We start from the raw sequence: 19,984 nt of genomic DNA, 5'->3' as shown, positions 1-19,984 counted from the left end.
CTCCCGTCTCAAGGTGCGCTGAAAATCAGCGTGGCCGAACCCGACAGCGGGCCGGTGGCGATGCTGGTGTAAGGAACATTGTTCTTCACCGGCACAAAGGTCACGGTATCGTTGCCCAGACCGTTGACGATACGCGTTCTGAAGGCATTATTGGGCTTTACCACCGCGCCGTTGTACACCATGGCCACGCCGACGTTGGGGTTGCTGGTCTTGATAAAATCGCTGGAGAAACCGCTGGCGTCGCTGACCATGCGGATCAGAATATCCTGCGTCGCGCTCTGATCGTCGCATTGGTAGCTGAGCGCTTTGTCCTGTTTTATCTGGGCGTCGCTGGCGCTTTGAGTCAGAAAGTCCTGGCGGATCTGACCAAAGTCGACATTAATTTGCTGGCCGTTGTTGATGGTGCAACTGGTGGTGACGAAGTAGGCGTCGTTGTCGGCGATCAGGCGCCAGCGATAAACGCCGCACTGCGGGCAACCCGGCTGATCGTTGGTCTGAATAAAGTTGATTTGGCCGATGACGTCGCCCTTGTTCACCTTGATGTCCGGCGTTGGGAAACGGTTCAACACGATATAGACCCGGATGGCGACCGACTGGGTCTGTAACCCGGTAAGGCTGAGTACGCTGATACCTGATGGCACCGGAGAGTTGTAATCGCTGCCGTTGATGGTGGTACCGCTGCCGATGGTGCCAAAAATCGCACTGTTCATCGACAGCGCCGGACTGTCGGTTTTGAGATAGTCATACCAGCTCGCGACGTCGTTTTTACAGGTGACCTGGCTGACGTTGACGATTTCGTTTTTGCCATAAGAAAGCTGTGGCCCGATGCGTACCCGGACGTCAACCGGCGTGGTCGAGCCCCCGGGTGGAATCAGTCCGCCATCGGACGTGCGGCAGGTAAATGCGTTGGCATTGCCAAGCAGCAGGAAGAAAGATAATGCCAGGCAGCAGCGTAAAAATAGCAGGGCTGTTTTTATCACGATAATATCCCAATATATATAAATAGTGTGCGGCGTTACTCCGCAATGAAATATTGCCAATCAGGCCGGCTACGCCATATTTATTCCGTTAAAGAAGAATGGGGTGTATCTCTGTTGGATCTGTCGTCGTTATCCCCGCTCAACAATGCGGTGGGATACCACCTCAATGAGTTGTTGATGGAACCGTCCGTCACAATCACTTTTTGCCGGGCGACAAGATCCAGCAGCAGCCGCCGAGCCCGGTAAACACCGACGTTGACGGCATTGGCCAGTTGCCGCGTCGACAGCCATTGCTGCTGTGGCGGCAGCCCGGCGACGGGGCACTTGCGGGGTGACTGTGCGAATAATGTTTGCAGCAGATCATGCTGCAATTGCCGTATTTCCTTTTGTTTCGGAGATAACGCTTCCATAGCACTTCCTCTGTATTCCGATTGCCGTATTCCTAAGAAAAAACAAACTTTCGCTGCCTACCAACAACGAGGTAAAACGCGAACAAAGAAAATTCCTATCTATTTATCAGGATTGAAAAAAAAGGCGTTGCCCGCCCCGTTTTTACCTATGCCTAGGCAGGGGTGGCGTCACGCTGAAACCTAAAATTTTGGTTTATTATATTCACAAAGCGCCACTTTGCGATCTGATTACTTGGGAATCAGAGAAAAACAGGATATTGCTCTATAAAAGTATCTTTTACGATCTATGAGCCTAAAAATAACAGTAAATTAACTTCAATTAGGAAATAAATTGCGAATGTTCGCCTTGATCAAAAAAAGCCTTTTTTTGCTGAGAGGCATTTGCCAGAATATTCATCGCCGAACAAGAAGGGCGGATTAGAAAGTATTGGCCTCGGCTTGTTGTGATTTCGTTTATTTTTGAATGGCGATCTCATTAATGAGTGGGCTGCTGCGAACTTGCCGTTATCGACGAGTTTATTGTCGGTTTCCTTGGGTTTTGGCAGTTAACCAACCAGCAAGATGCTAAAGAATCAGGGCTGCGCACATATAAGCGCGAGCGGGTTTCCTGTTGCTCTTTTTCTTGATTGGAATATGCATTTTTTCTTATAAGGAATATAGGTTCTATGAAACTTAACAAAATCATGATGGCTGCAGTGATTGCATTTGGCGCAAGTTCTTTTGCACAGGCAGCCGATCAGGGACACGGTAAGGTCACCTTCACGGGCTCTATTATTGATGCGCCATGCTCTATTGCGCCTGAGTCGATCGATCAGACCGTAGATCTGGGCCAGGTTTCCAACGTGGCGTTGAAAAACGGCGGCAAATCCAACCCGCGTCCGTTTGAAATCAAACTGGAGCAGTGCGACATCACCACGCTGAAAACCGTTAAAACCACCTTCAGCGGCGTAGCGTCGTCTACCGACAAGGATCTGCTGGGTATCGCGGGCACCGCCAGCGGCGCCGGCGTCGCTATCACTTACGGTGGTCAGCCGATCAAACTGGGTGAGGCAACGACCGCGCAAACCCTGAACACCGGCAACAACACCCTGCATTTCGCTGCCTACCTGCAGGGCGAAGGCGCTTCCGCCGCCATCGTTCCGGGCGACTTCACTGCCGTAGCCGATTTCACCCTGGCTTATCAGTAAGTGAGTCTGAAGGCTTAATCAACCAGGCATGGGGTGCGCCGCATGCCTGGTGAATCTCCCTGTCAAAGGAATGTCGCGATGTTTTTACCAAGGAATCGAGCGGGTGCCGTTCTTTTGGCGTCGTTGGCGTTTGCGCCCGGCTATGCAACTTCCGCCGCGCAGGGGTGGGGCAAAGTCAACATGCACGGCGCCATTATCGACACCGCCTGCGCCATTGCCGCCGGCAGCCGCGATCAGACGATCGATATGGACACTATTCCTCTCGGGCAGATCATTCGTGACGGCCAGGGGATGACCAAACCTTTCAGTATCGAATTGGTCAATTGCATTTTGGAACGGCCGGAAAACAAGCCTGATTGGAAATTCTTTCAGGTCACGTTTGATGGTTATGCGGAAGGCGCTCTGTTTGGCGTACAGGGCGATGCGCGCGGCATCGCATTAAAGATAAAAGACAGCAGCGGCACGGTGGTTATTCCAGGGAAACCTTTGCCGATGGAGGGAGTAATACCGGGAAACCGAGTGCTGAATTATTCCATGACCTTGATGCCGAATCACCAGCCGTTGAAGGTGGGAGCGTATTTTTCCACAGTGCGTTTTAAGCTGGATTATTTTTGATTTTTTCTCGTACTGACGGTTAATTCGTTATTGAAAGGACTTTATTATGCTTTCACCGGCAGGGAAGTTATTTCGTCTTCAGGCCTTGGGGCTTTGCGTTGCCCTTTCTCTGGGAAATCCCATCGCGTTGGTTTATGCCGCCGACGTTATTCAATTCAATACCGACGTATTGGACATCAACGATCGTAAAAATATCGATCTGAGCCAATTCACGCGCAGCGGCTACATCATGCCGGGCGTTTATACCATGGTGGTGCACGTCAATAAGAACGATCTGGCGGAACAGCCGGTGACGTTTATGGCGCCCGAGAACGATCCTAAAGGCAGCGAAGCCTGTCTTTCGCCTGAGCTGGTCAACCAACTGGGGCTGAAAGAAAAGCTGCTGGGCTCGCTGAACTGGACGCACGGCGGCCGCTGTCTCGATGCCTCCAGCTTGTCTGGCATGGAGGCGCGCGGCGATCTTGCCAGCTCCTCGCTGTATCTCAATATTCCTCAGGCCTATCTGGAGTACAGCTCGGAAAACTGGGATCCGCCTTCGCGTTGGGATGACGGTATTCCCGGGCTGCTGTTTGACTATAACGTCAACGCCCAAACGCAAAAACATCAGAAAGGCGGCAGCAGTTACAGCCTGAGCGGCAACGGCACCGGCGGCGCCAACCTGGGCGCCTGGCGTCTGCGCGCCGACTGGCAGGCCAACCTTAACCATCAGACCGGCTCATCTGAGCCGACCGACAAACAGTTCGACTGGAGCCGCTATTACGCCTACCGGGCGATCCCGGCGCTGCGTTCGCGGTTGACGATGGGTGAGGATTACCTGAACTCCGACATTTTCGACAGCTTGCGCTTTACCGGTGTCAGTCTGCGATCCGACGACAGCATGTTGCCGCCCAACCTGCGCGGCTATGCGCCGGAAGTGACGGGCGTGGCGAAGACCAACGCCAAGGTAGTGGTCAGCCAGCAGGGGCGCGTGCTGTATGAAACGCAGGTGGCGGCGGGGCCGTTCCGCATTCAGGACATCAACGATGCGGTTTCCGGCGAGCTGGACGTGCGCGTCGAAGAGCAAGACGGCAGCGTGCAGGAGTTCAAGATGAACACCGCCAACATCCCTTATCTGACGCGGCCGGGTACGGTGCGCTACAAGCTGGCGACGGGCAAGCCCTCGGAGTGGGGCCACCATCTGCGCGGGCCGATGTTCGGCACCGGCGAGTTCTCCTGGGGGATCAGCAACGGCTGGTCGCTGTACGGCGGGGGCATCGCCGGCGGCGATTACAACGCACTGTCGCTGGGGATTGGGCGCGATCTGATGGCGCTGGGGGCGCTGTCGTTCGACGCCACGCAGTCGCGTGCGCGTTTGCCGCAGGATGGCACGTTGACCGGCGGTTCGTACCGGCTGAGCTATTCGAAGAACTTCGATGAATACGACAGCCAGGTCACCTTCGCCGGTTACCGCTTCTCCCAGGAAGACTTCATGAGCATGGGAGACTACCTGGATGCGCGTTACGAGGGCGGCCGCAGCGGCAAGAGCAAGGAGATGTACACCATCACCTTCAACAAGCAGTTCCGCGAGCTGGGGCTCAGTACCTATCTCAACTACAGCCACCAAACCTACTGGGATCGGGCGCCGAACGATCGTTACAACCTGATGGTATCGCGCTACTTCGACATCGGCGATTTCAAGAACGTCAGCGTGTCGCTGTCGGCCTATCGCAATCGCTACAACGAGCGCAACGACGACGGGATGTATCTGTCGCTGTCGCTGCCCTGGGGCAGCGCGGGCACGCTCAGTTACAACATGACGCTCGATCGCGAAGAGAACGCCCACCGGGTCGGTTACTACAACCGGGTCGATGAACACAACAACTATCAGATCAGCGCGGGCGCCGCACGCAGCGGGGCGACGGCCAGCGGTTATTACAGCCATCAGGGTGACATGGCGCAGATCAACGCCAACGCCAGCTATCAGGCCGGTCGCTACAGCGCCGTCGGCATCGGCGCGCAGGGCGGCCTGACGATGGCGGCGGAAGGGGCGGTGCTGCACCGCGTCAATACGCCGGGCGGCACGCGCCTGCTGCTCGATACCGAAGGCGTCGCCGGCGTACCGGTGCGCGGCTACGGCAGTACGGTGCTGACCAACCGTTACGGCAAGGCGGTGGTGGCGGATGTAAACAGCTACTACCGCAACAAGGCCAGCATCGATCTCAACAGCCTGAGCGACAACGTCGAGGCGACGCGCTCCGTGGTGCAGGCCACGTTGACCGAGGGGGCCATCGGCTACCGCAAGTTCGAGGTAATTGCCGGCGAGAAGGCGATGGCGATCGTCAAACTGGCGGATGGCAGCGAACCGCCGTTCGGCGCCACGGTGCTGAATGCCCGCAAACAGGAGACCGGCATCATCAATGACGGCGGCAGCGTTTACCTGTCCGGCCTCAACCCCGGCGAGCGCATGAGTGTGCACTGGAACGGCGCGGCGCAGTGTGAAATCCAGCTGCCGGCGCCGCTGCCGGCCGAAATGCTGATGAACACGTTGCTGCTGCCTTGCCGTCCTCTCGCCGGCAACAAGCCGGCGGCTGACGCCAACTGACATACACCCGGCGGAGTGCGCTCCGCCGCTAAACCGCCGGGGCGGGCTTGTCCGCCGCCGGCCGACTGGAACCGTGAAGACATGATGAATCTGACTATGACCAGAAAAACCGTTTTCCTTGTGGGCCCGCTCGCCGCCGCGTTGATGGCCGGCGTGGTCAGCCTGCCCGCTCAGGCGGCTATTGCGCTGGATCGCACGCGTGTGATTTTCGACGGCGACCTGAAAACGGTCAGTCTCAACATCAGTAACCAGAACAAACAGTTGCCGTATTTGGCGCAGGGATGGATCGAAGACGATCGCGGCAACAAGATCCAAAGCCCCTTCACCGTGCTGCCTCCGGTGCAACGGGTAGAGCCGGGCAAACCGAGCCAGGTGAAGATCCAATCGTTGCCGGCGGCGCGTCAGCTGCCGCAGGACCGGGAGACGCTGTATTACTTCAACCTGCGGGAAATCCCGCCGCGCAGCAATAAGCCGAACACGCTGCAGATAGCGTTGCAGACCCGCATCAAAATGTTTTATCGCCCGGCGGCGCTCGCCCCGAAGAAGAATGCGGCGCCGTGGCAGGAGCAGCTGACGCTGACCCGGCAGGGTGACAAGTATGTGGTGAATAACCCGACCCCTTATTACGTGACGATCGTTGAGGCGAGCGCCGGCAAGGGCGGCAAAGGGGCGGCCGGCTTTGAACCGTTGATGGTGGCGCCGAAGGCCAGCGCCCCGCTGAACGTGCCTGCCGCGAGCCTCGGCAACGGTCCGTCGCTGGCGTACATCAACGATTACGGCGGGCGGCCGCAGTTGAACTTCCGCTGCGCCGGCAGTGCCTGCCAGGTCGTGCCGGTCGCCAAATGACGAGCCGCGCGCAAGCAGGGAAGACCGAGTCATGAACACAGCGGAGTGAACGAATCATGCAACGAAAGATCCCCATGCTGTTGGGAAAGGCCTATGAACGTCATCAGCGACGCACTATCGGCCTGACGGTGTTGGCCGCGCTGATGGTACCGCTGACGGCGGGCACGATGCTGATGCTGATGCCGCCGGCCCGCGCGGTGGACAACTGGGACGTGGAGGGCGCGAACGGCACGCTCCACGTTTACGGCGCCTTGACGGAAAGCGCCTGCAGTCTGGAAATGACCACCGCTCGTCAGGAAGTGTGGCTGGGGGAGACGGGAACGGCGCACTTCCAGCGCCCGGGCGATCGCGGCACGCCGGTGGCGTTCGAGTTGACGCTGAAAGACTGTCTGCGCGCGCCGGCGAGCAGCCGTGACGCCTGGACCGGGGTGTTGGCCTGGAGCGGCAGCCAGCCTGCGGTATCCGTGGCGTTTGCCGCACCGACGGATGACGACGCGCCGGGGTTGATCAGGGTTGCCGGCGTCACCGGGTTGGGGTTGCAGCTGGCGGATGCCAGCGGCCTGCCGGTGCGCCTTGGTGCACGTAACAAACCGGTATTGCTGACGCCGGGGCAGAACACCCTGACGTATACGGTGACGCCGGTACGCACCCCGGCGACGCTGAGCGCCGGCGCCTACCGCGCGGCGATCGATTTCCGCCTTTATTACGATTAATACGCCGCTTGCGCCGGACCGGCGCAAGCATAACCAAAGGGAGTGGAGTTATGCGCGCGACAGAGACGAACCGGCGCCGGAGCGCGCTGTTGGGGGCCGGCATGGTCATGGCGGCCAGCATGATGGCTCAGCCGGCGGCCGCGGCGGAAAACATGCGCTTTCACGGTACGCTGGTGGCTGAGCCGTGCGTCATTCAGCCGGGAGATGAGGATATCCAACTGGATTTCGGCACCATCGTCGACAAATACCTGTATCTGAACACCCGCACCCATAGCCAAACCTTCGCGTTGCACCTGACCGAGTGCGATCTCAGCCTGGGCAATACGGTAGCCATCACGTTTACCGGCACCGAGAACATCAAGCTGCCAGGCCTGTTGGCGCTGGATGCCGGCAGCCTGGCCTCGGGGATCGGCATCGGGCTGGAGGACAGCAGCGGCAAGGCGCTGCCGCTCAATCGCGCCAGCGATAAATTCCGCCTGAATGCCGGCAACACCACGCTTACGCTGCAGGCCTATGTGCAGGGGGAGCCGGAAGCCATCCAAACGAAGTCCATCGGCCGCGGCACCTTCAGCGCGGTGGCCACTTTTACGTTGGAATACGAATAAGCGTCTACAAGGACAAAAAACGCAATGATGATAAAGCCCCTCAATCGCGCCCTGCGCCTGGGTTTGCTGTGCCTGTTGGCGCTGAGCGCCGCCGCCTGTCAAAGCCAAAAGTCGGGCAAGCCCGCCGTGAACGCCAAAAATCAGACTGTGCAAGCGCCGTCGGAAGAGGCTTTGCGCAAGCAGCGTGAGGCCGAGCAGCTGCAGCAGTGCCAGCAGCAACTGGGCGCATTGCGCGCGATCGACGAGAAACAGTATCAGCGCTATAAGCAGGCCTTCGACAGCCTGATGAGCGGCGCTTCGCAGTACGCCAGCCTGCGCGCCCGGGTAAACGGCGACACGCAGGAGACGGTGGATGCGCTGTATCGCTACAAGGTCAGCTATCTGTGCGCCGGGGTGAATCAGGCGGTGTTGAGTGGCTTGGCGGATCGCGGGGAGCAGGTTAAATGAGGCTGCGTCTGCTGGGCTGCGCCGTTTTGCTATTCATCGGCGTCGCGCAGGCGGACGACGGCGTGCCGGCGCTGCTGCAGTTTGCCGAGCAGTATCAACGGCAGAACACCGAACCGGCGAGCGAAGAAAAAGCGGCGCCGGCCGAACGCGAATCGGGGCAAAAAAAGCGTGAACCCGCGAAGCGCCCGTCGGACAACAATAAGCCAGCCTCACCGGCTAAAGCTTTTACGCTGAGCCAGGAATCATTGGCGCGTGATCAACAGCTGGCGCGCCAGCGAATGGAACTGACGATGCTGCGTCAGGAACTCGCTGCGCTGCGGGAGAGGCAAGCGACGCCATCCACCGCGACGCTGCCCGACACGTCATTGCTTCGGCAGTGGATCGCCGGGTTGGGCGCCGCCTGGCGCGGCTCACCCGATGCGCAGCGCGCCGAAGCGCTGCTGCGTCAGGCGACGCAGGAAACCGCCCAAACCCAAGCGGCGGCGGCGCAGGCCGAACGGCGCGCTGCCGAGCTGGAGTCTGCGGCACAGGCATCGGCACAGACGCTTGCACAACGCCAACGCGAGCACCAGGAGGAGCTGCACGCTTTGCGCGCCGCGTTGGAAGCGAGTGAGCAGAAGCGGGCCGGAGAGCAGAAGGTGACCCAGCAGACGCGCGAAGCGCTGTTGGCGCTGCGTAAGCGGCTGCAATGGGAGATAACGCCGGAGCAGTTGAAGGATGAAAGGAAGCGCTTGTCCTATGCGGCGGGCAGTGCGCTGGGGCGGGACATTCAGGGGGTAATGACGGAGCGCCAAGGTTGGGGCGTACCGGTGGATCGCGACAGCCTGTTGGCGGGCGTCATCGATAGCGTGTCGGGGCGTTTACAGCTGCCGCCGAATGAACTGACTGCGTTGACGGCGCAGGCGGACGCCGCCGCGGTGGCCGCGCGCGAGAAACGCGTTAACGAGCAGCAGCGGCGTGATGAAGATTATCTGGCGCAGTTCCGTCAACAAAAGGGCGTAAAGCCATCGGCGATGGGCTTCTGGTATCGGGTGGATTACGCCGGGGAGGGCGCGCTGGCGCCAACGGCGGTGGTCGATGTGGTCGTGAAAGAGACGTTGACCGACGGTACGGTGATCCAGGATATGGAACTGAGCGGCAAGGTGCTGTCGCAACCGCTTTCCGAGTATCCGCCGCTGTTCCGGGAGGCGATAAGTCATCTGCACAACCACGGATCGCTGACGATGGTCGTGCCGCCCGCGCTGGCCTACGGCGAAACCGGCTATCCGCCGAAAGTGCCCCCCAACGCCACCATGGTTTATGAATTGCGTATCGACAACAGTCAGGCGCCGGCAAAGGGCGTCCAGGCGGTTAAACGGGGAGCCGGAACGGCGGGAGGGCAGGGATGAACACGATGATAAAAATCGCGCTATTTGATGAGAATCGTTACTTCAGCGCCGGTTGGCAAGAGGCGCTGGCGCTGCATTTCAGCACTTACGGCAAGCGCATGCTGTTATTGGATGCGCAGCAGGTTCACGAAGCCGATCTGGTGTTCTGCTATTTTCCTCCCGGCGTGCAAAGCTGTTTTTGTCACTTCTCGGAGGCGCAGCCTGCGGGGCGAAAAACGCTGTATTTCTCGTTGCGAACGCCGGAAGGACGGCATAAACGCACCGTCGGCAACCGATGCGCGCTGGAGGCCGGTATCATCTACCACGATATGCCGCTGGTATCGGCGCTGTATCAGGTGAGCGCCGAACTGGAGCGGCACCGCAAATGGCCGAGCAGGCTGAGCTGTGGCGCGAACTGCGTATGCCAACACCGGGACCTGACGCTGCGCGAACAGGAGATCATGCGCTGTATGACGCGGGAAATGGGGGTAACGCAAATCGCACGGCTGCTGGACATCAGCGTGAAAACCGTCAGCAACCACAAGATGAGCGTGATGCGCAAGATGGGGTTCCGGCGTAATGCCGAGCTTTACGGTTGGCTGCGGCACAGCGCGCGCCCTGGCGCCGTGGGGGCTCGAGCCGGCACAGCGCCGGGCGTTGCGGCAGGGAAGGGGCGGCATTGAGACGGCGCCGGCCAAATCGGGCCGGCCGGCGCTGTTAAGAGCCTCGCTGTCGCGATCAGTTGCAGGCCACGACCTTGATCGCCAGACCGCCCTGTGACGTTTCACGGTATTTGGCGTTCATGTCTTTACCGGTCTCGTACATGGTTTCGATCACCTTATCCAGGCAAACCCGAGGCTCGCTGGTGCGGCGCATCGCCATGCGCGCGGCGTTGACCGCCTTGACGGCGGAAATGGCGTTGCGTTCAATGCATGGCACCTGAACCTGGCCGGCGAGCGGATCGCAGGTCAGCCCCAAATGGTGTTCCATGGCGATCTCCGCCGCGATGCATACCTGCGCCGGGCTGCCGCCCAGCAGCTCGGTCAATCCCGCCGCCGCCATCGAACAGGCCACGCCGACTTCCCCCTGACAGCCCACTTCGGCGCCGGAGATCGAGGCGTTCATTTTGTACAATGCGCCAATCACGCCGGACGCCAGGAAGTAGCGGGTGTAGGAGTTGGCGTTCACCGGGCGGATGAACTTGTCGTAGTAGGCCAGCACCGCAGGGATGATGCCACACGCGCCGTTGGTCGGGGCGGTGACCACGCGGCCGCCGGCGGCGTTCTCTTCGTTGACCGCCAACGCGAACATGTTGATCCAATCGACCACGTTCATCGGGTCGATATTGTTCTTGTCTCCGGTCACCAGAATGCGGCGCAGCGCGGCGGCGCGGCGCGGCACTTTCATCGGGCCGGGCAGCAGACCTTCGGTATTGATGCCGCGCTCGATACCGGCGCTCATCACCTGCCAGACGTCGGCGAAGTGCGCGTCGATATCCGCCTTGCTGCGCAGCGCCAGCTCGTTCTGCATCACCAGGCCGGACAACGACAGCCCGGTCTCTTTACAATGTTGCTGCAGATCGTGTGCCGATTTGAACGGGTAGGGCACCGGCGTTGCACCTTCGGCAGACTGGCCAAAGTGTTCTTCGTCGACGATGAAACCGCCGCCGATCGAGTAATAGGTTTTGCTGTGCAGCAGGCGTTCACCGGCAAAGGCACGGATGCGCATGCCGTTTTCATGCAGCGGCAGATTGTCGCTGTGGAAGTTCATGCCGCCGTGCAGCGGGAAATCCACCTCGTGGTGGCCGTTGGCCAACGGCAGGCGGCCGCGCTGTTCGACGTCGCGGATAAAGCCCGGAATGCTGTCGATGTCCACATCGTGCGGCAGGTTGCCGGCCAGGCCCATAATGATGGCGATGTCGGTGTGGTGACCTTTGCCGGTCAACGACAGCGAACCGTACACGTCGACCACCACGCGGGTGGTGTCCTGCAGCTGTTGGTGGGCGATCAGATCGTCGACGAACTGTTTGCCGGCCTTCATCGGGCCGACGGTGTGGGAGCTGGATGGGCCGATGCCAATTTTGAAAATATCGAAAACGCTGACCATGGTCTCGCCTCCTTCTTCAGGTTTCAGGCGGTTAATACGGGAAATGGGGGCAGTGCGGGAGGGCCGGCGCGCAGCGGCGCCGGCCGGACGTGATTAGCCGAGCAGGCTGAACACGATTGCAGAGATGGCGATCAGACCCATCACAACCACGAATACGTTGCTGATGTGGCCGCTGTACTTGCGCATGGCAGGCACTTTACGGATGGCGTACATCGGCATCAGGAACAGCAGCATGGCGATGATTGGGCCGCCCAGGGTTTCGATCATGCCCAGGATGCTTGGGTTCAGAGTAGCGACGATCCAGGTGGTCACCAGCATGAAGATGGCGGTCATGCGGTTCAGCTTGGCGGTGCTGACAGTTTTGCCGCGGCTCTTCATCGATTTGGCGACCAGGCCGTTGAAGCCTTCACGGGCGCCCAGGTAGTGGCCCAGGAACGATTTGGTGATGGCGACGAAGGCGATAACCGGCGCGATGTACTCGATCATCGGGTTGTTAAAGTGGTTAGCCAGGTAAGACAGAATCGAGATGTTCTGCGCCTTGGCTTCCGCCAGGTTTTCCGGCGTCAGGCTCAGCACGCAGCTGAACACGAAGAACATCACGGTCAGCACCATCATGATGTGCGCGTAAGCCAGAATGCGTGAGCATTTCTTCTCGGCGTCTGCGCCGTACTCTTCGCGTTTGGCGACGGCGAAGGCGGAGATGATCGGCGAGTGGTTGAAGGAGAACACCATTACCGGGATCGCCAGCCACAGGGTCATGATCAGGCCGTGACCCATGCCGGTACCGCTGCCGGACAGCGACACGTTTTCGAAGATGGCGCCGGTCCAGTTAGGGATAAGATAGACGGCCAGCAGCATCAGCACCGCGACAAACGGGAAGACCAGGATGCTCATGGTTTTCACGATGGCTTGCTCGCCGAAGCGCACGATGGTCATCAGGCCGACGATCAGAATCAGCGACAGGATGGCGCGCGGCGGCGAGGTCATGCCCAACTGGTGGGTGATGAAGCTGTCGACGGTGTTGGTGATCGCCACGCTGTAAACCAGCAGAATAGGGTAGATGGCGAAGAAGTACAGCAGGGTAATCAGTTTACCGGCGGTGATGCCGAAGTGCTCTTCCACCACGGCGGTGATGTCTTCACCAGGATTTTTGCCGGACAGCACGAAACGGCACAGGCCGCGGTGGGCAAAGAAAGTCATCGGGAAAGCGATGATGGCCATGATGATAAGAGGAATCAAACCGCCGATGCCGGCGTTGATTGGCAAGAACAGAACGCCTGCGCCGATGGCGGTGCCGTACAGGCCCAACATCCACATGGTATCCGTTTTACGCCAGGTACTGCTGGAGCCCGAGGCCGCAGAGGCAATTGTGCCGGTCTGTGTAGTGTCCATAAATATCTCCGAAGTGAACACGAATTTAAAATTAAAAGGCAAAACTTAAGGTTAAACCGTCAAACGTCCTATTCAGGCAACGCTTGCGGTAAGAATCAGGTGTTGCTTGCGGGGATGTTTTGGCGTCCCCCTGGTTGTTTATTGTGTTCATTACCAAGGCACCGCGCCGGGTAATTCACTAAAGACTTTTCACCGTCACGGGGTGATAAAAGTCGTTACCGCTGCCGACAGGTCTTTGCCTGTCGATTTTTGTTGGCGGCAAGATAACGATTTACAGTAGAAACAACCGTGATCCTGCTCTCAAATGCGCAATATGTGCAGTTATCCGCTTTTTAATCGATTTTTCGCGCATTTGTTGCACATTTGTGTAAGATTTTGTGCTGAGAACGCTCTCATAAAAATTTCTGCGATTATGCGGTTTGTACAATAATTGGCCGTATAAAGCGCTGTGCTCAGCAGCAAGCCGAGCAATATATTTTATGCGTGGTTTTGGATCTAGCGAAAAACCCGGATTAAGCAGTTTTAGTGACGCAGATCACATTGTGTTTTTAAGTAAAATATTGTCTATATTTTTGTTTTTAAATGTTTTTATTTAAAAATCACCGCTAATAACGAAGGGAAATTACTTACGTGGTTAGCGGATAAAAATGCGTAACCATTCATCATATAAATAACAGATAACTAACAGCTATTGGCGATATTTGCTGCAATCGCTTAAACCGCTGTTTAATTAAACAATCCGGCCTTTGGCGTTATTTATCATATAAAAGCCATAAATAGTCGTTAATTCACCCAGCCGACGGCGGGTTTAGCCTGCCAGAAAATAATCACTCGGGTGACCTGTTGCATTTTATTAACCTGATGTTGCGTGCGGATAAGCGAAAAACGCGAATCGATTGCGCATTATTTGTTCATTTTCGGGCGGGGAAAAGGGTGTGTTTCAGCGGTGCGCCGCCGGCATTGGCGGCGCTGAAGGCGTGTTAATAGCGGGCAGCGATGGCGTTATCGTTGAAGAACGCCATGAAGTCGGCGTCCGGTTGGCGATCGGTGATCACCCGATCGAACTGCGTCAATGGGCCGATGCAGGCCGGTTTGGTTTTGCCGAACTTGCTGTGATCCGCCACCAGGATCTTTTGCTGTGCCATCGCCATGGCGCGATGTTTCATCTCCAGTTCGTCGAAGTTGAAGCAGGTGGCGCCGTGCTGCAGGCTGAGGCCAGCGGCGGAGATAAAGGCGATGTTCGGGCAGATGTGATCGAACTCGTTGCGACCGCCGACGCTGGAAAAGATGTAGTTGTTCGGTTTGAACTCGCCGCCGCACAGGATCACCTTGCAGTTCGGTTTGTCCTGCAGCGCCAGGAAGGTGTTCAGCGAATGGCACACGGCGGTGAAAGTCAGTTCGTCAGCAATGGCGTCGATGATCGCCGGGGTGGTGGTGCCGCAGTCGAAAAACACCGTGTCGTTTTCATTGATCAGCGGCGCCGCCAGCAGGCCGATGCGTCGCTTTTCCGTCACCTGTTTGGCTTTTTGATCGGAAACGAAGTAGTTGGTTACGCCGTTGCTGCGCGGATCGGCCACCACGTAACCGCCCAGCAGCACCACTGCGGCCGGCTCGGCGCTCAGATCGCGGCGAATGGTCATCTCCGAGACCCCCAGCAGCACGGCGGCTTCTTTCAGGTGGATCTTGTCAGCGCGTTTTAACGCCTGAACTAGCCGGTTGATACGTTCTTCGCGCCGCGTTTCCATAGATCCGTCTTCCCACAGGTTGTAGAGGTAAAAGGCGTGCCGCCGTTTCCGGCGTTGAACACAACAATGCGGGCCAATATCGGGCCGCGTCAGCCGCCCGTATTGTCCCGCATCGAATGGTATAGGCTGCGCCCGTCAAGGCGCGCCGACGATCAGTAGCTGCCTGCCGCCGCCTGAGCGCCGGAGACGATGGCGACGCCGGAGCTGGTGCCGATACGCGTGGCGCCGGCTTTGATCATCTTCTCGGCGGTAGCGCGATCGCGCACGGCGCCGGAGGCTTTCACGCCCATTTCGCTGCCCACAGTCTCGCGCATCAGTTTGACGTGCTCTTCCCGAGCGCCGCCGGTGCTGAAGCCGGTGGAGGTTTTAACGAAGGCCACATCGAGTTCGCGACACATTTCACAAACCTGGACGATCTGCGCATCGCTGAGCAGGCAAGTCTCCAATATTACCTTCAACGGGATCGCCGCGCAAACCTCGCGCACGGCGGCGATGTCGGCTTTCACTTCGTCCAGCAGGCCGCTCTTCAGCCAGCCGACGTTGATCACCATGTCGATCTCTTGTGCGCCGGCGGCGATCGCCGCTTTGGCTTCAAAGGCTTTGGCGACGGTCAGGCCGGCACCCAGCGGGAAACCGATCACCGAGCAGACTTTTACGGTGCTTTCTTGCAGCAGCTGGGCTGCCAGCGGCACGTAGCCGGAGTTGACGCATACCGCATAGAAGTTGTGCTGCTGCGCTTCTTCGCACAGTTTGGCGATCTGCAGTTCGGTAGCGTCCATTGCCAGCAGGGTGTGGTCAACGTAGCTGGCGTAATCGATGTTTTCGGTGGTCATCGCGATTCCTTAGTGAGGTTAAGACAGTAAGCTGGATGAAACATGTGAAAATAATAACATTCCGATGTCGATAAACCTAGCGATGTTTCAAAAATGTCGACCCGATCGTCGCTATCAGGCTGTTATGCGTATAACTTAAAGGCGGGTTATTTGTTATTAAAATAACATTTCAGGTGTGCTCGCGGTCTGAGCGGGCGAAACGTTGAGGGAAAAAAGATGAAGATCAATATCGATCTGGCTCCTGAAGCTTTCGGAACACAGCGGCAGGAACTGTTCCGCAATGCGGACTTCGCGGTGAGCGCGCAACGCTGTACTGCTCGTGGGCCGACGCTGACATTGGCGAATCGCCGTGGCGCGCTGACGGTCTTGCCCTATCAAGGCCTTGCGATCTGGGACGCCGAGTTTGACGGCTACTCGCTGAAGTCGGGCCGGCGCAGCGTGCGGGGCGGTGGAAGAAAACGCGATGATACCGCCGCGTTCTGCCCCGCCTGGCCTCATCAGGACGGTGCGCCGCTCCAGATGCAACGCGTGTGGCTGCAGCTGGCGGGCGACGAGCTGACGCTGCGCGGCGAGGGGGAGCGGCCGGGCGCATGCTGGCGCATTAGCCCGGCGTTGCGTTTAGCGGCGCAGAGTGCGCAGTTCACCATTGAGATGCAGGTCACCAACCTGGCCGATCGGCCGCAGCCGCTGCAGTATGTGTGCCGCCTCAATTACGATTGCATTCCCGATGCGGTGTTCCGCCAGAATCTGCCGACGCCGGCTCTGTTGGGCGATGCGCTCGGGCGGGAGCTGCTGTGCTCCGACGATCTGTCGCGCTACGTGGATCAGGCCGAGTTCTTCATGCTGGCGCCGCAAGGCCGGCGCTATGTGACGCGCTTCGCCACCGGGCAATTCAACTATGGTCTTCGACGCATCGCCGTTCAGGGCAACCGGCAGTTGCTCTCCTTTATCCAGCCGGCGAACTGTCGCCCGAATGCGCCGGAAGGAGAGGCGGGGGTGATGCTGGGAGCGGGAAAAACGCGGGCGTTCTGCGTGACCACCGGCGTGGTGTGAAAGAGACAGGGGCAGTAATACCCCTGTCATGTTGTGCGATTACTCTTTTACCCAGCCGCGGCGAATGGCGAAGGCGAACAGGAAACGATACAGGCGCGACAGCTTGTCGGCGATGACATCGCCGAACAGATTCCACACCAGTTGGGCAAACAAGCAGCCGACCATGCCGAGCAGGAAACCGCCGACCATATCCAGCGGCCAGTGCACGCCGAGGTAAACGCGCGACCAGGCGATGCCGGCGGCGACGATCATCAGCAGCACGCCGGACCAGACGCGGTGCCAGAACAGGAACGCCAGCGCAAAGGTAAAGATGGCGGTGCCGTGATCGCTCGGGAACGAGCTGTCCGGTGCGTGCGGCAGGAAGGTATAGCCGACGCCGGCGACGAACGGACGCTCATGCGGCAGCAGCGCACCGATGGTGGCGGCGGCGAGCATGGCGAACAGCAGCGCGATAGTGGTTTTCGCCACCACCTGGCGTTGCGATACCAGCTGGTTTTGCGGCCCCCACAGCCACAGGCCGACGATCAGCAGCGGCACGATGATGATCAGGTCGCGCGCCAAAAAGGTGGCGAAATCGATCATCCATTCAGGAGACGCCGGGGTCGCATTGATCCAGGCGAAAAGAAAATGGTTCAACTGTTCCATAACCGTTACCTCGTCTTGCGGCGCCAATAGCCGCTAACCGTCCAATAAATAGCCAACTGGCTTAACCAAACCCACCAACCTGCCCACAGGTTATGGGTAAGAAAATGTGCGCCGCGCATGATCTGGCCAAAGCCCATCAACATGCCGAGCGCAATGCCGCCGCACCAGCACCACCATGCCAGGCGCGGACGTTGCGGATAAAACAGGAAAAACAACGCCATGATCGCGAAACCGCTCGAGGCGTGCCCGCCGGGGAAACAGCGGCCGGGGCCTGGCAGCGCCGGCTGCGCGCCAAACAGCGGGAAGGACATCGCCTTACCGCCGTATTCGATCAGATCCCACGGGCAGGAGTGCGCGCTGGTGGCCTTGAGAATACCCACCACCAGAGGACCGATGCCGATAAGCAGCATGGTCACGATCAGGCGCGCGCTGCGGCGATAGATACCCCAAAACAGCGTCAGCACCGCCCCAACAATCACAATCTGCTTCAACAGACGGTGGTTGATCAGATCCAGCCAATAATTGTTTTGCCACGGGAAATGCCCGCTGGTGGCATCGAACCAATAGTTGCTGATCGCCCAGTCCAGCTGTTCGTTGCGGGAGAGCCACAGGAACACCAGGCCGCTGAGCAGCAGGCCAAAAGCCTGCCAACGGTAAAAGGATGTCGGCAGGGAGTAAAGGGCGGTTGTCTTAATTTGCGGTGCCGTTGAGGATTGATTTAATGACGATTCTGGATTCACGCGCAGGCTCGGTGACAGGATTGAATGACGCCACTGTAATAATTCTGTCTTAAGAAAACCTTAGTCCGCCGGTAAGAAAACCCTATCCGACGCTACCGCCTTCGGCTAAGGTAATCGTTTGCTTTTTCGGGATGAGAGTGTGGTGATGAAGAATAAAGCGCGTGTCTTACTGTTGGCGGCCGCCGGTGCGGCCTTTTCTCCGCTGAGCTTTGGCCAACCTGCGGCCACCGGGCCGATCGTGGTGCAGGGCGCAATGCCAGTGGAAGCGGAACGTTTCGCCCAGCGGCTGGAGAACCCGCGTGAGGAGCAGATCGGCGGCTGGCGCTTTTGGCACGGCACCGTAGACGGCTACCCGGTGGTGGTGTCGGAGACCCTGAAGGGCATGTCCAATGCGGCGGCGGCCACGGCGATCGCCGCCACGCAGTTCCATCCGGTGGCGATCATCAACCAGGGCACTGCCGGCGGTCACGATCCGGCCCTTAAGGTGTATGACATCGTGCTGGGCAAATATTCGGTCAATCTTGGGGCGTTCAAAACGCCGGTCAAGGCGTTGGGGGAAGGCAGCGACTCGCGGCAGTGGCAGCCGATGGATCTGTTGGCTTCCGAGGGCAGTGCCGGTGAGGACCAAAAGGCGCACAGCCTGCGTCAGTTTCCCGCCGACCCCAAACTGTTGGCGATTGCGCAAAGCGTTAAGAGCGATTACCGACAGGGCAAAGTAGTGGAAGGGGTGATCGGTTCGGCCGACGTGTGGAACAGCGAGCTGGATCGCATTCGCTATTTCCATGACAGCTACCGGACGTCGGTCGAAGAGATGGAGACCGCCTCCGCTGCGCAGATAGCCGCCGAGTTCAAGGTGCCGTTCGTCGGCATTCGCGTGTTGTCCAACAACATCACCAATCAGGGCAAATACGATCCGCAAACCGGGCTGGCGTGCCAGGATTACGTCTATCAGGTGGTGAAGGCCTATATCGCTCAACTGAAGACACACTGAGCCATTGCTCCAGATAATCGACGATACCAGGCGATTGTCACTATTTATCGCCTATTGTAAAGAAGATTAAACCTGTGGCGAGCTTGGCGGTAGTGTATTAGTTTATAGGCGGATTATTTGACAAAAAGTGTAGGGATAAACATGAACAAGGCATCCGTTGTATTTTCCGGCCTGCTGATGGCCGTTTCCGCCAGCGCCATGGCGGCTACCTCTGGCGATGATGCGGATATCAGCAAACAGCCGCTGGAAAAGGTCGCGCCTTACCCGAAAGCCGAGAAAGGCATGAACCGCCAGGTGATCTACCTGCCGAAGCAAGAGCACGAAGAGAACTATAAGGTCGAGCTGCTGATCGGCAAGACGCTGGAAGTGGACTGCAACCGTCATATGATTGGCGGCACCCTGGAGACCAAAACGTTGTCTGGCTGGGGCTACGACTACCTGGTGCTGGAGAAGCTGTCCGAGCCGGCCTCGACCATGATGGCCTGCCCGGATAACACCAAGACCAAGAAATTCATCGCCGCTAACCTGGGCGACGCCGCGATGCAGCGCTACAACAGCCGCCTGCCGATCGTGGTGTATGCGCCGAAAGACGCGGAAGTGAAATACCGCATCTGGAAAGCGGAAGACACCGTAAGCCAGGCCGAGCAGAAATAACCGCCGCCTGACGCCGCTCCGCTAACCATCCCCGGTTGGTGGAGCCTTTCTCCTTCCTGTCTCCTTATCATTCC

20 protein-coding genes are annotated in these 19,984 nt (G+C 58.6%); 12 read left to right on the top strand and 8 right to left on the bottom strand.

Annotated elements, in window-relative coordinates:
* Window positions 1-8: 8 nt before the first annotated feature.
* Window positions 9-827, bottom strand: a complete 819-nt coding sequence (locus tag ACRAWE_RS11770) for a fimbrial protein (protein WP_060421857.1) — start codon at window positions 825-827, stop codon at window positions 9-11.
* Window positions 828-1,060: 233 nt separating this feature from the next.
* Complete coding sequence (locus tag ACRAWE_RS11765) at window positions 1,061-1,390, bottom strand: hypothetical protein (protein WP_019454607.1); 330 nt, start codon at window positions 1,388-1,390, stop codon at window positions 1,061-1,063.
* 665 nt (window positions 1,391-2,055) lie between these two features.
* Between ACRAWE_RS11765 and ACRAWE_RS11760 the strand changes: the two genes are divergently transcribed.
* The 9 genes from ACRAWE_RS11760 (at window position 2,056) to ACRAWE_RS11720 (ending at window position 10,434) form a co-directional block, all read left to right on the top strand.
* Window positions 2,056-2,577, top strand: a complete 522-nt coding sequence (locus tag ACRAWE_RS11760) for a fimbrial protein (RefSeq protein WP_019454606.1) — start codon at window positions 2,056-2,058, stop codon at window positions 2,575-2,577.
* Between the two features lie 78 nt (window positions 2,578-2,655).
* Window positions 2,656-3,192, top strand: coding sequence for a fimbrial protein (locus ACRAWE_RS11755; protein WP_019454605.1), 537 nt, complete (start codon window positions 2,656-2,658; stop codon window positions 3,190-3,192).
* A gap of 46 nt (window positions 3,193-3,238) precedes the next feature.
* Window positions 3,239-5,773, top strand: a complete 2,535-nt coding sequence (locus ACRAWE_RS11750; protein ID WP_084799120.1) for an outer membrane usher protein — start codon at window positions 3,239-3,241, stop codon at window positions 5,771-5,773.
* An 81-nt stretch (window positions 5,774-5,854) separates the two neighbouring features.
* Entirely contained in the window at window positions 5,855-6,619 is a 765-nt protein-coding gene (locus tag ACRAWE_RS11745; protein WP_063919096.1) for a fimbria/pilus periplasmic chaperone, read from the top strand.
* A gap of 74 nt (window positions 6,620-6,693) precedes the next feature.
* Complete coding sequence (locus ACRAWE_RS11740; protein WP_019454602.1) at window positions 6,694-7,332, top strand: fimbrial protein; 639 nt, start codon at window positions 6,694-6,696, stop codon at window positions 7,330-7,332.
* A gap of 50 nt (window positions 7,333-7,382) precedes the next feature.
* Window positions 7,383-7,937: a fimbrial protein gene (locus ACRAWE_RS11735; RefSeq protein ID WP_432525368.1), complete on the top strand. Its 555-nt coding sequence runs from the start codon at window positions 7,383-7,385 to the stop codon at window positions 7,935-7,937.
* Between the two features lie 24 nt (window positions 7,938-7,961).
* Complete coding sequence (locus ACRAWE_RS11730) at window positions 7,962-8,384, top strand: hypothetical protein (RefSeq protein WP_019454600.1); 423 nt, start codon at window positions 7,962-7,964, stop codon at window positions 8,382-8,384.
* Window positions 8,381-9,772, top strand: a complete 1,392-nt coding sequence (locus ACRAWE_RS11725) for an FKBP-type peptidyl-prolyl cis-trans isomerase N-terminal domain-containing protein (protein WP_432525367.1) — start codon at window positions 8,381-8,383, stop codon at window positions 9,770-9,772. The genes ACRAWE_RS11730 and ACRAWE_RS11725 overlap by 4 nt, the downstream gene beginning before the upstream one ends.
* A complete protein-coding gene (locus ACRAWE_RS11720) occupies window positions 9,769-10,434 on the top strand; it encodes a LuxR C-terminal-related transcriptional regulator (RefSeq protein ID WP_432525365.1) in 666 nt (221 codons plus the stop codon). The genes ACRAWE_RS11725 and ACRAWE_RS11720 overlap by 4 nt, the downstream gene beginning before the upstream one ends.
* Window positions 10,435-10,489: 55 nt before the next feature.
* On the opposite strand, the gene ACRAWE_RS11715 is transcribed toward ACRAWE_RS11720, so the two are convergent.
* The 4 genes from ACRAWE_RS11715 to deoC form a co-directional block, all read right to left on the bottom strand.
* The gene (locus ACRAWE_RS11715) at window positions 10,490-11,857 is read right to left on the bottom strand and encodes an L-serine ammonia-lyase (protein ID WP_004938700.1); all 1,368 of its coding nucleotides are present in this window, start codon (window positions 11,855-11,857) and stop codon (window positions 10,490-10,492) included.
* A 93-nt stretch (window positions 11,858-11,950) separates the two neighbouring features.
* Window positions 11,951-13,249 (bottom strand): HAAAP family serine/threonine permease, encoded by a 1,299-nt coding sequence (locus ACRAWE_RS11710; protein ID WP_004938697.1) that lies wholly within the window; start codon window positions 13,247-13,249, stop codon window positions 11,951-11,953.
* 980 nt (window positions 13,250-14,229) lie between these two features.
* A complete protein-coding gene (deoR, locus tag ACRAWE_RS11705; RefSeq protein WP_019454597.1) occupies window positions 14,230-14,994 on the bottom strand; it encodes a DNA-binding transcriptional repressor DeoR in 765 nt (254 codons plus the stop codon).
* 152 nt (window positions 14,995-15,146) lie between these two features.
* Window positions 15,147-15,827, bottom strand: a complete 681-nt coding sequence (gene deoC / locus ACRAWE_RS11700; protein ID WP_019454596.1) for a deoxyribose-phosphate aldolase — start codon at window positions 15,825-15,827, stop codon at window positions 15,147-15,149.
* Window positions 15,828-16,043: 216 nt separating this feature from the next.
* On the opposite strand from deoC, the gene ACRAWE_RS11695 reads away from it, so the two are divergent.
* A complete protein-coding gene (locus ACRAWE_RS11695) occupies window positions 16,044-16,880 on the top strand; it encodes a hypothetical protein (protein WP_019454595.1) in 837 nt (278 codons plus the stop codon).
* A gap of 39 nt (window positions 16,881-16,919) precedes the next feature.
* Here ACRAWE_RS11695 and ybjG read toward each other — a convergent pair whose 3' ends face one another.
* Both ybjG and ACRAWE_RS11685 read right to left on the bottom strand, forming a co-directional pair.
* A complete protein-coding gene (gene ybjG / locus ACRAWE_RS11690; protein ID WP_197667416.1) occupies window positions 16,920-17,525 on the bottom strand; it encodes an undecaprenyl-diphosphate phosphatase in 606 nt (201 codons plus the stop codon).
* Between the two features lie 5 nt (window positions 17,526-17,530).
* Window positions 17,531-18,265, bottom strand: coding sequence for a phosphatase PAP2 family protein (locus ACRAWE_RS11685; protein ID WP_211129956.1), 735 nt, complete (start codon window positions 18,263-18,265; stop codon window positions 17,531-17,533).
* Window positions 18,266-18,410: 145 nt separating this feature from the next.
* On the opposite strand from ACRAWE_RS11685, the gene ACRAWE_RS11680 reads away from it, so the two are divergent.
* Both ACRAWE_RS11680 and eco read left to right on the top strand, forming a co-directional pair.
* The gene (locus tag ACRAWE_RS11680; RefSeq protein ID WP_432525583.1) at window positions 18,411-19,256 is read left to right on the top strand and encodes a 5'-methylthioadenosine/S-adenosylhomocysteine nucleosidase; all 846 of its coding nucleotides are present in this window, start codon (window positions 18,411-18,413) and stop codon (window positions 19,254-19,256) included.
* A gap of 141 nt (window positions 19,257-19,397) precedes the next feature.
* Window positions 19,398-19,910, top strand: a complete 513-nt coding sequence (gene eco / locus ACRAWE_RS11675; RefSeq protein WP_004938683.1) for a serine protease inhibitor ecotin — start codon at window positions 19,398-19,400, stop codon at window positions 19,908-19,910.
* The last annotated feature ends 74 nt before the right edge of the window (window positions 19,911-19,984 follow it).

The sequence above is a fragment of the Serratia sp. BFP-2025 genome, assembly GCF_050880365.1.
Taxonomy (GTDB): Bacteria; Pseudomonadota; Gammaproteobacteria; order Enterobacterales; family Enterobacteriaceae; genus Serratia; species Serratia surfactantfaciens.
Note: the sequence above shows the minus strand (reverse complement) of the source record. Positions and strands in the feature narration are given on the sequence as shown.

Bases quoted from the DNA above. Each gene is read 5' to 3' on its own strand.
- ACRAWE_RS11680 (WP_432525583.1), top strand. From the start codon at position 18,411: ATGAAGAATAAAGCGCGTGTCTTACTGTTGGCGGCCGCCGGTGCGGCC.
- ACRAWE_RS11710 (WP_004938697.1), bottom strand. From the start codon at position 13,249: ATGGACACTACACAGACCGGCACAATTGCCTCTGCGGCCTCGGGCTCC.
- ACRAWE_RS11760 (WP_019454606.1), top strand. From the start codon at position 2,056: ATGAAACTTAACAAAATCATGATGGCTGCAGTGATTGCATTTGGCGCA.
- ACRAWE_RS11755 (WP_019454605.1), top strand. From the start codon at position 2,656: ATGTTTTTACCAAGGAATCGAGCGGGTGCCGTTCTTTTGGCGTCGTTG.
- ACRAWE_RS11715 (WP_004938700.1), bottom strand. From the start codon at position 11,857: ATGGTCAGCGTTTTCGATATTTTCAAAATTGGCATCGGCCCATCCAGC.
- eco (WP_004938683.1), top strand. From the start codon at position 19,398: ATGAACAAGGCATCCGTTGTATTTTCCGGCCTGCTGATGGCCGTTTCC.
- ACRAWE_RS11735 (WP_432525368.1), top strand. From the start codon at position 7,383: ATGCGCGCGACAGAGACGAACCGGCGCCGGAGCGCGCTGTTGGGGGCC.
- ACRAWE_RS11745 (WP_063919096.1), top strand. From the start codon at position 5,855: ATGATGAATCTGACTATGACCAGAAAAACCGTTTTCCTTGTGGGCCCG.
- ACRAWE_RS11720 (WP_432525365.1), top strand. From the start codon at position 9,769: ATGAACACGATGATAAAAATCGCGCTATTTGATGAGAATCGTTACTTC.
- ACRAWE_RS11750 (WP_084799120.1), top strand. From the start codon at position 3,239: ATGCTTTCACCGGCAGGGAAGTTATTTCGTCTTCAGGCCTTGGGGCTT.
- ACRAWE_RS11765 (WP_019454607.1), bottom strand. From the start codon at position 1,390: ATGGAAGCGTTATCTCCGAAACAAAAGGAAATACGGCAATTGCAGCAT.
- ACRAWE_RS11730 (WP_019454600.1), top strand. From the start codon at position 7,962: ATGATGATAAAGCCCCTCAATCGCGCCCTGCGCCTGGGTTTGCTGTGC.
- ACRAWE_RS11725 (WP_432525367.1), top strand. From the start codon at position 8,381: ATGAGGCTGCGTCTGCTGGGCTGCGCCGTTTTGCTATTCATCGGCGTC.
- ACRAWE_RS11740 (WP_019454602.1), top strand. From the start codon at position 6,694: ATGCTGTTGGGAAAGGCCTATGAACGTCATCAGCGACGCACTATCGGC.
- ACRAWE_RS11695 (WP_019454595.1), top strand. From the start codon at position 16,044: ATGAAGATCAATATCGATCTGGCTCCTGAAGCTTTCGGAACACAGCGG.
- deoC (WP_019454596.1), bottom strand. From the start codon at position 15,827: ATGACCACCGAAAACATCGATTACGCCAGCTACGTTGACCACACCCTG.
- ybjG (WP_197667416.1), bottom strand. From the start codon at position 17,525: ATGGAACAGTTGAACCATTTTCTTTTCGCCTGGATCAATGCGACCCCG.
- deoR (WP_019454597.1), bottom strand. From the start codon at position 14,994: ATGGAAACGCGGCGCGAAGAACGTATCAACCGGCTAGTTCAGGCGTTA.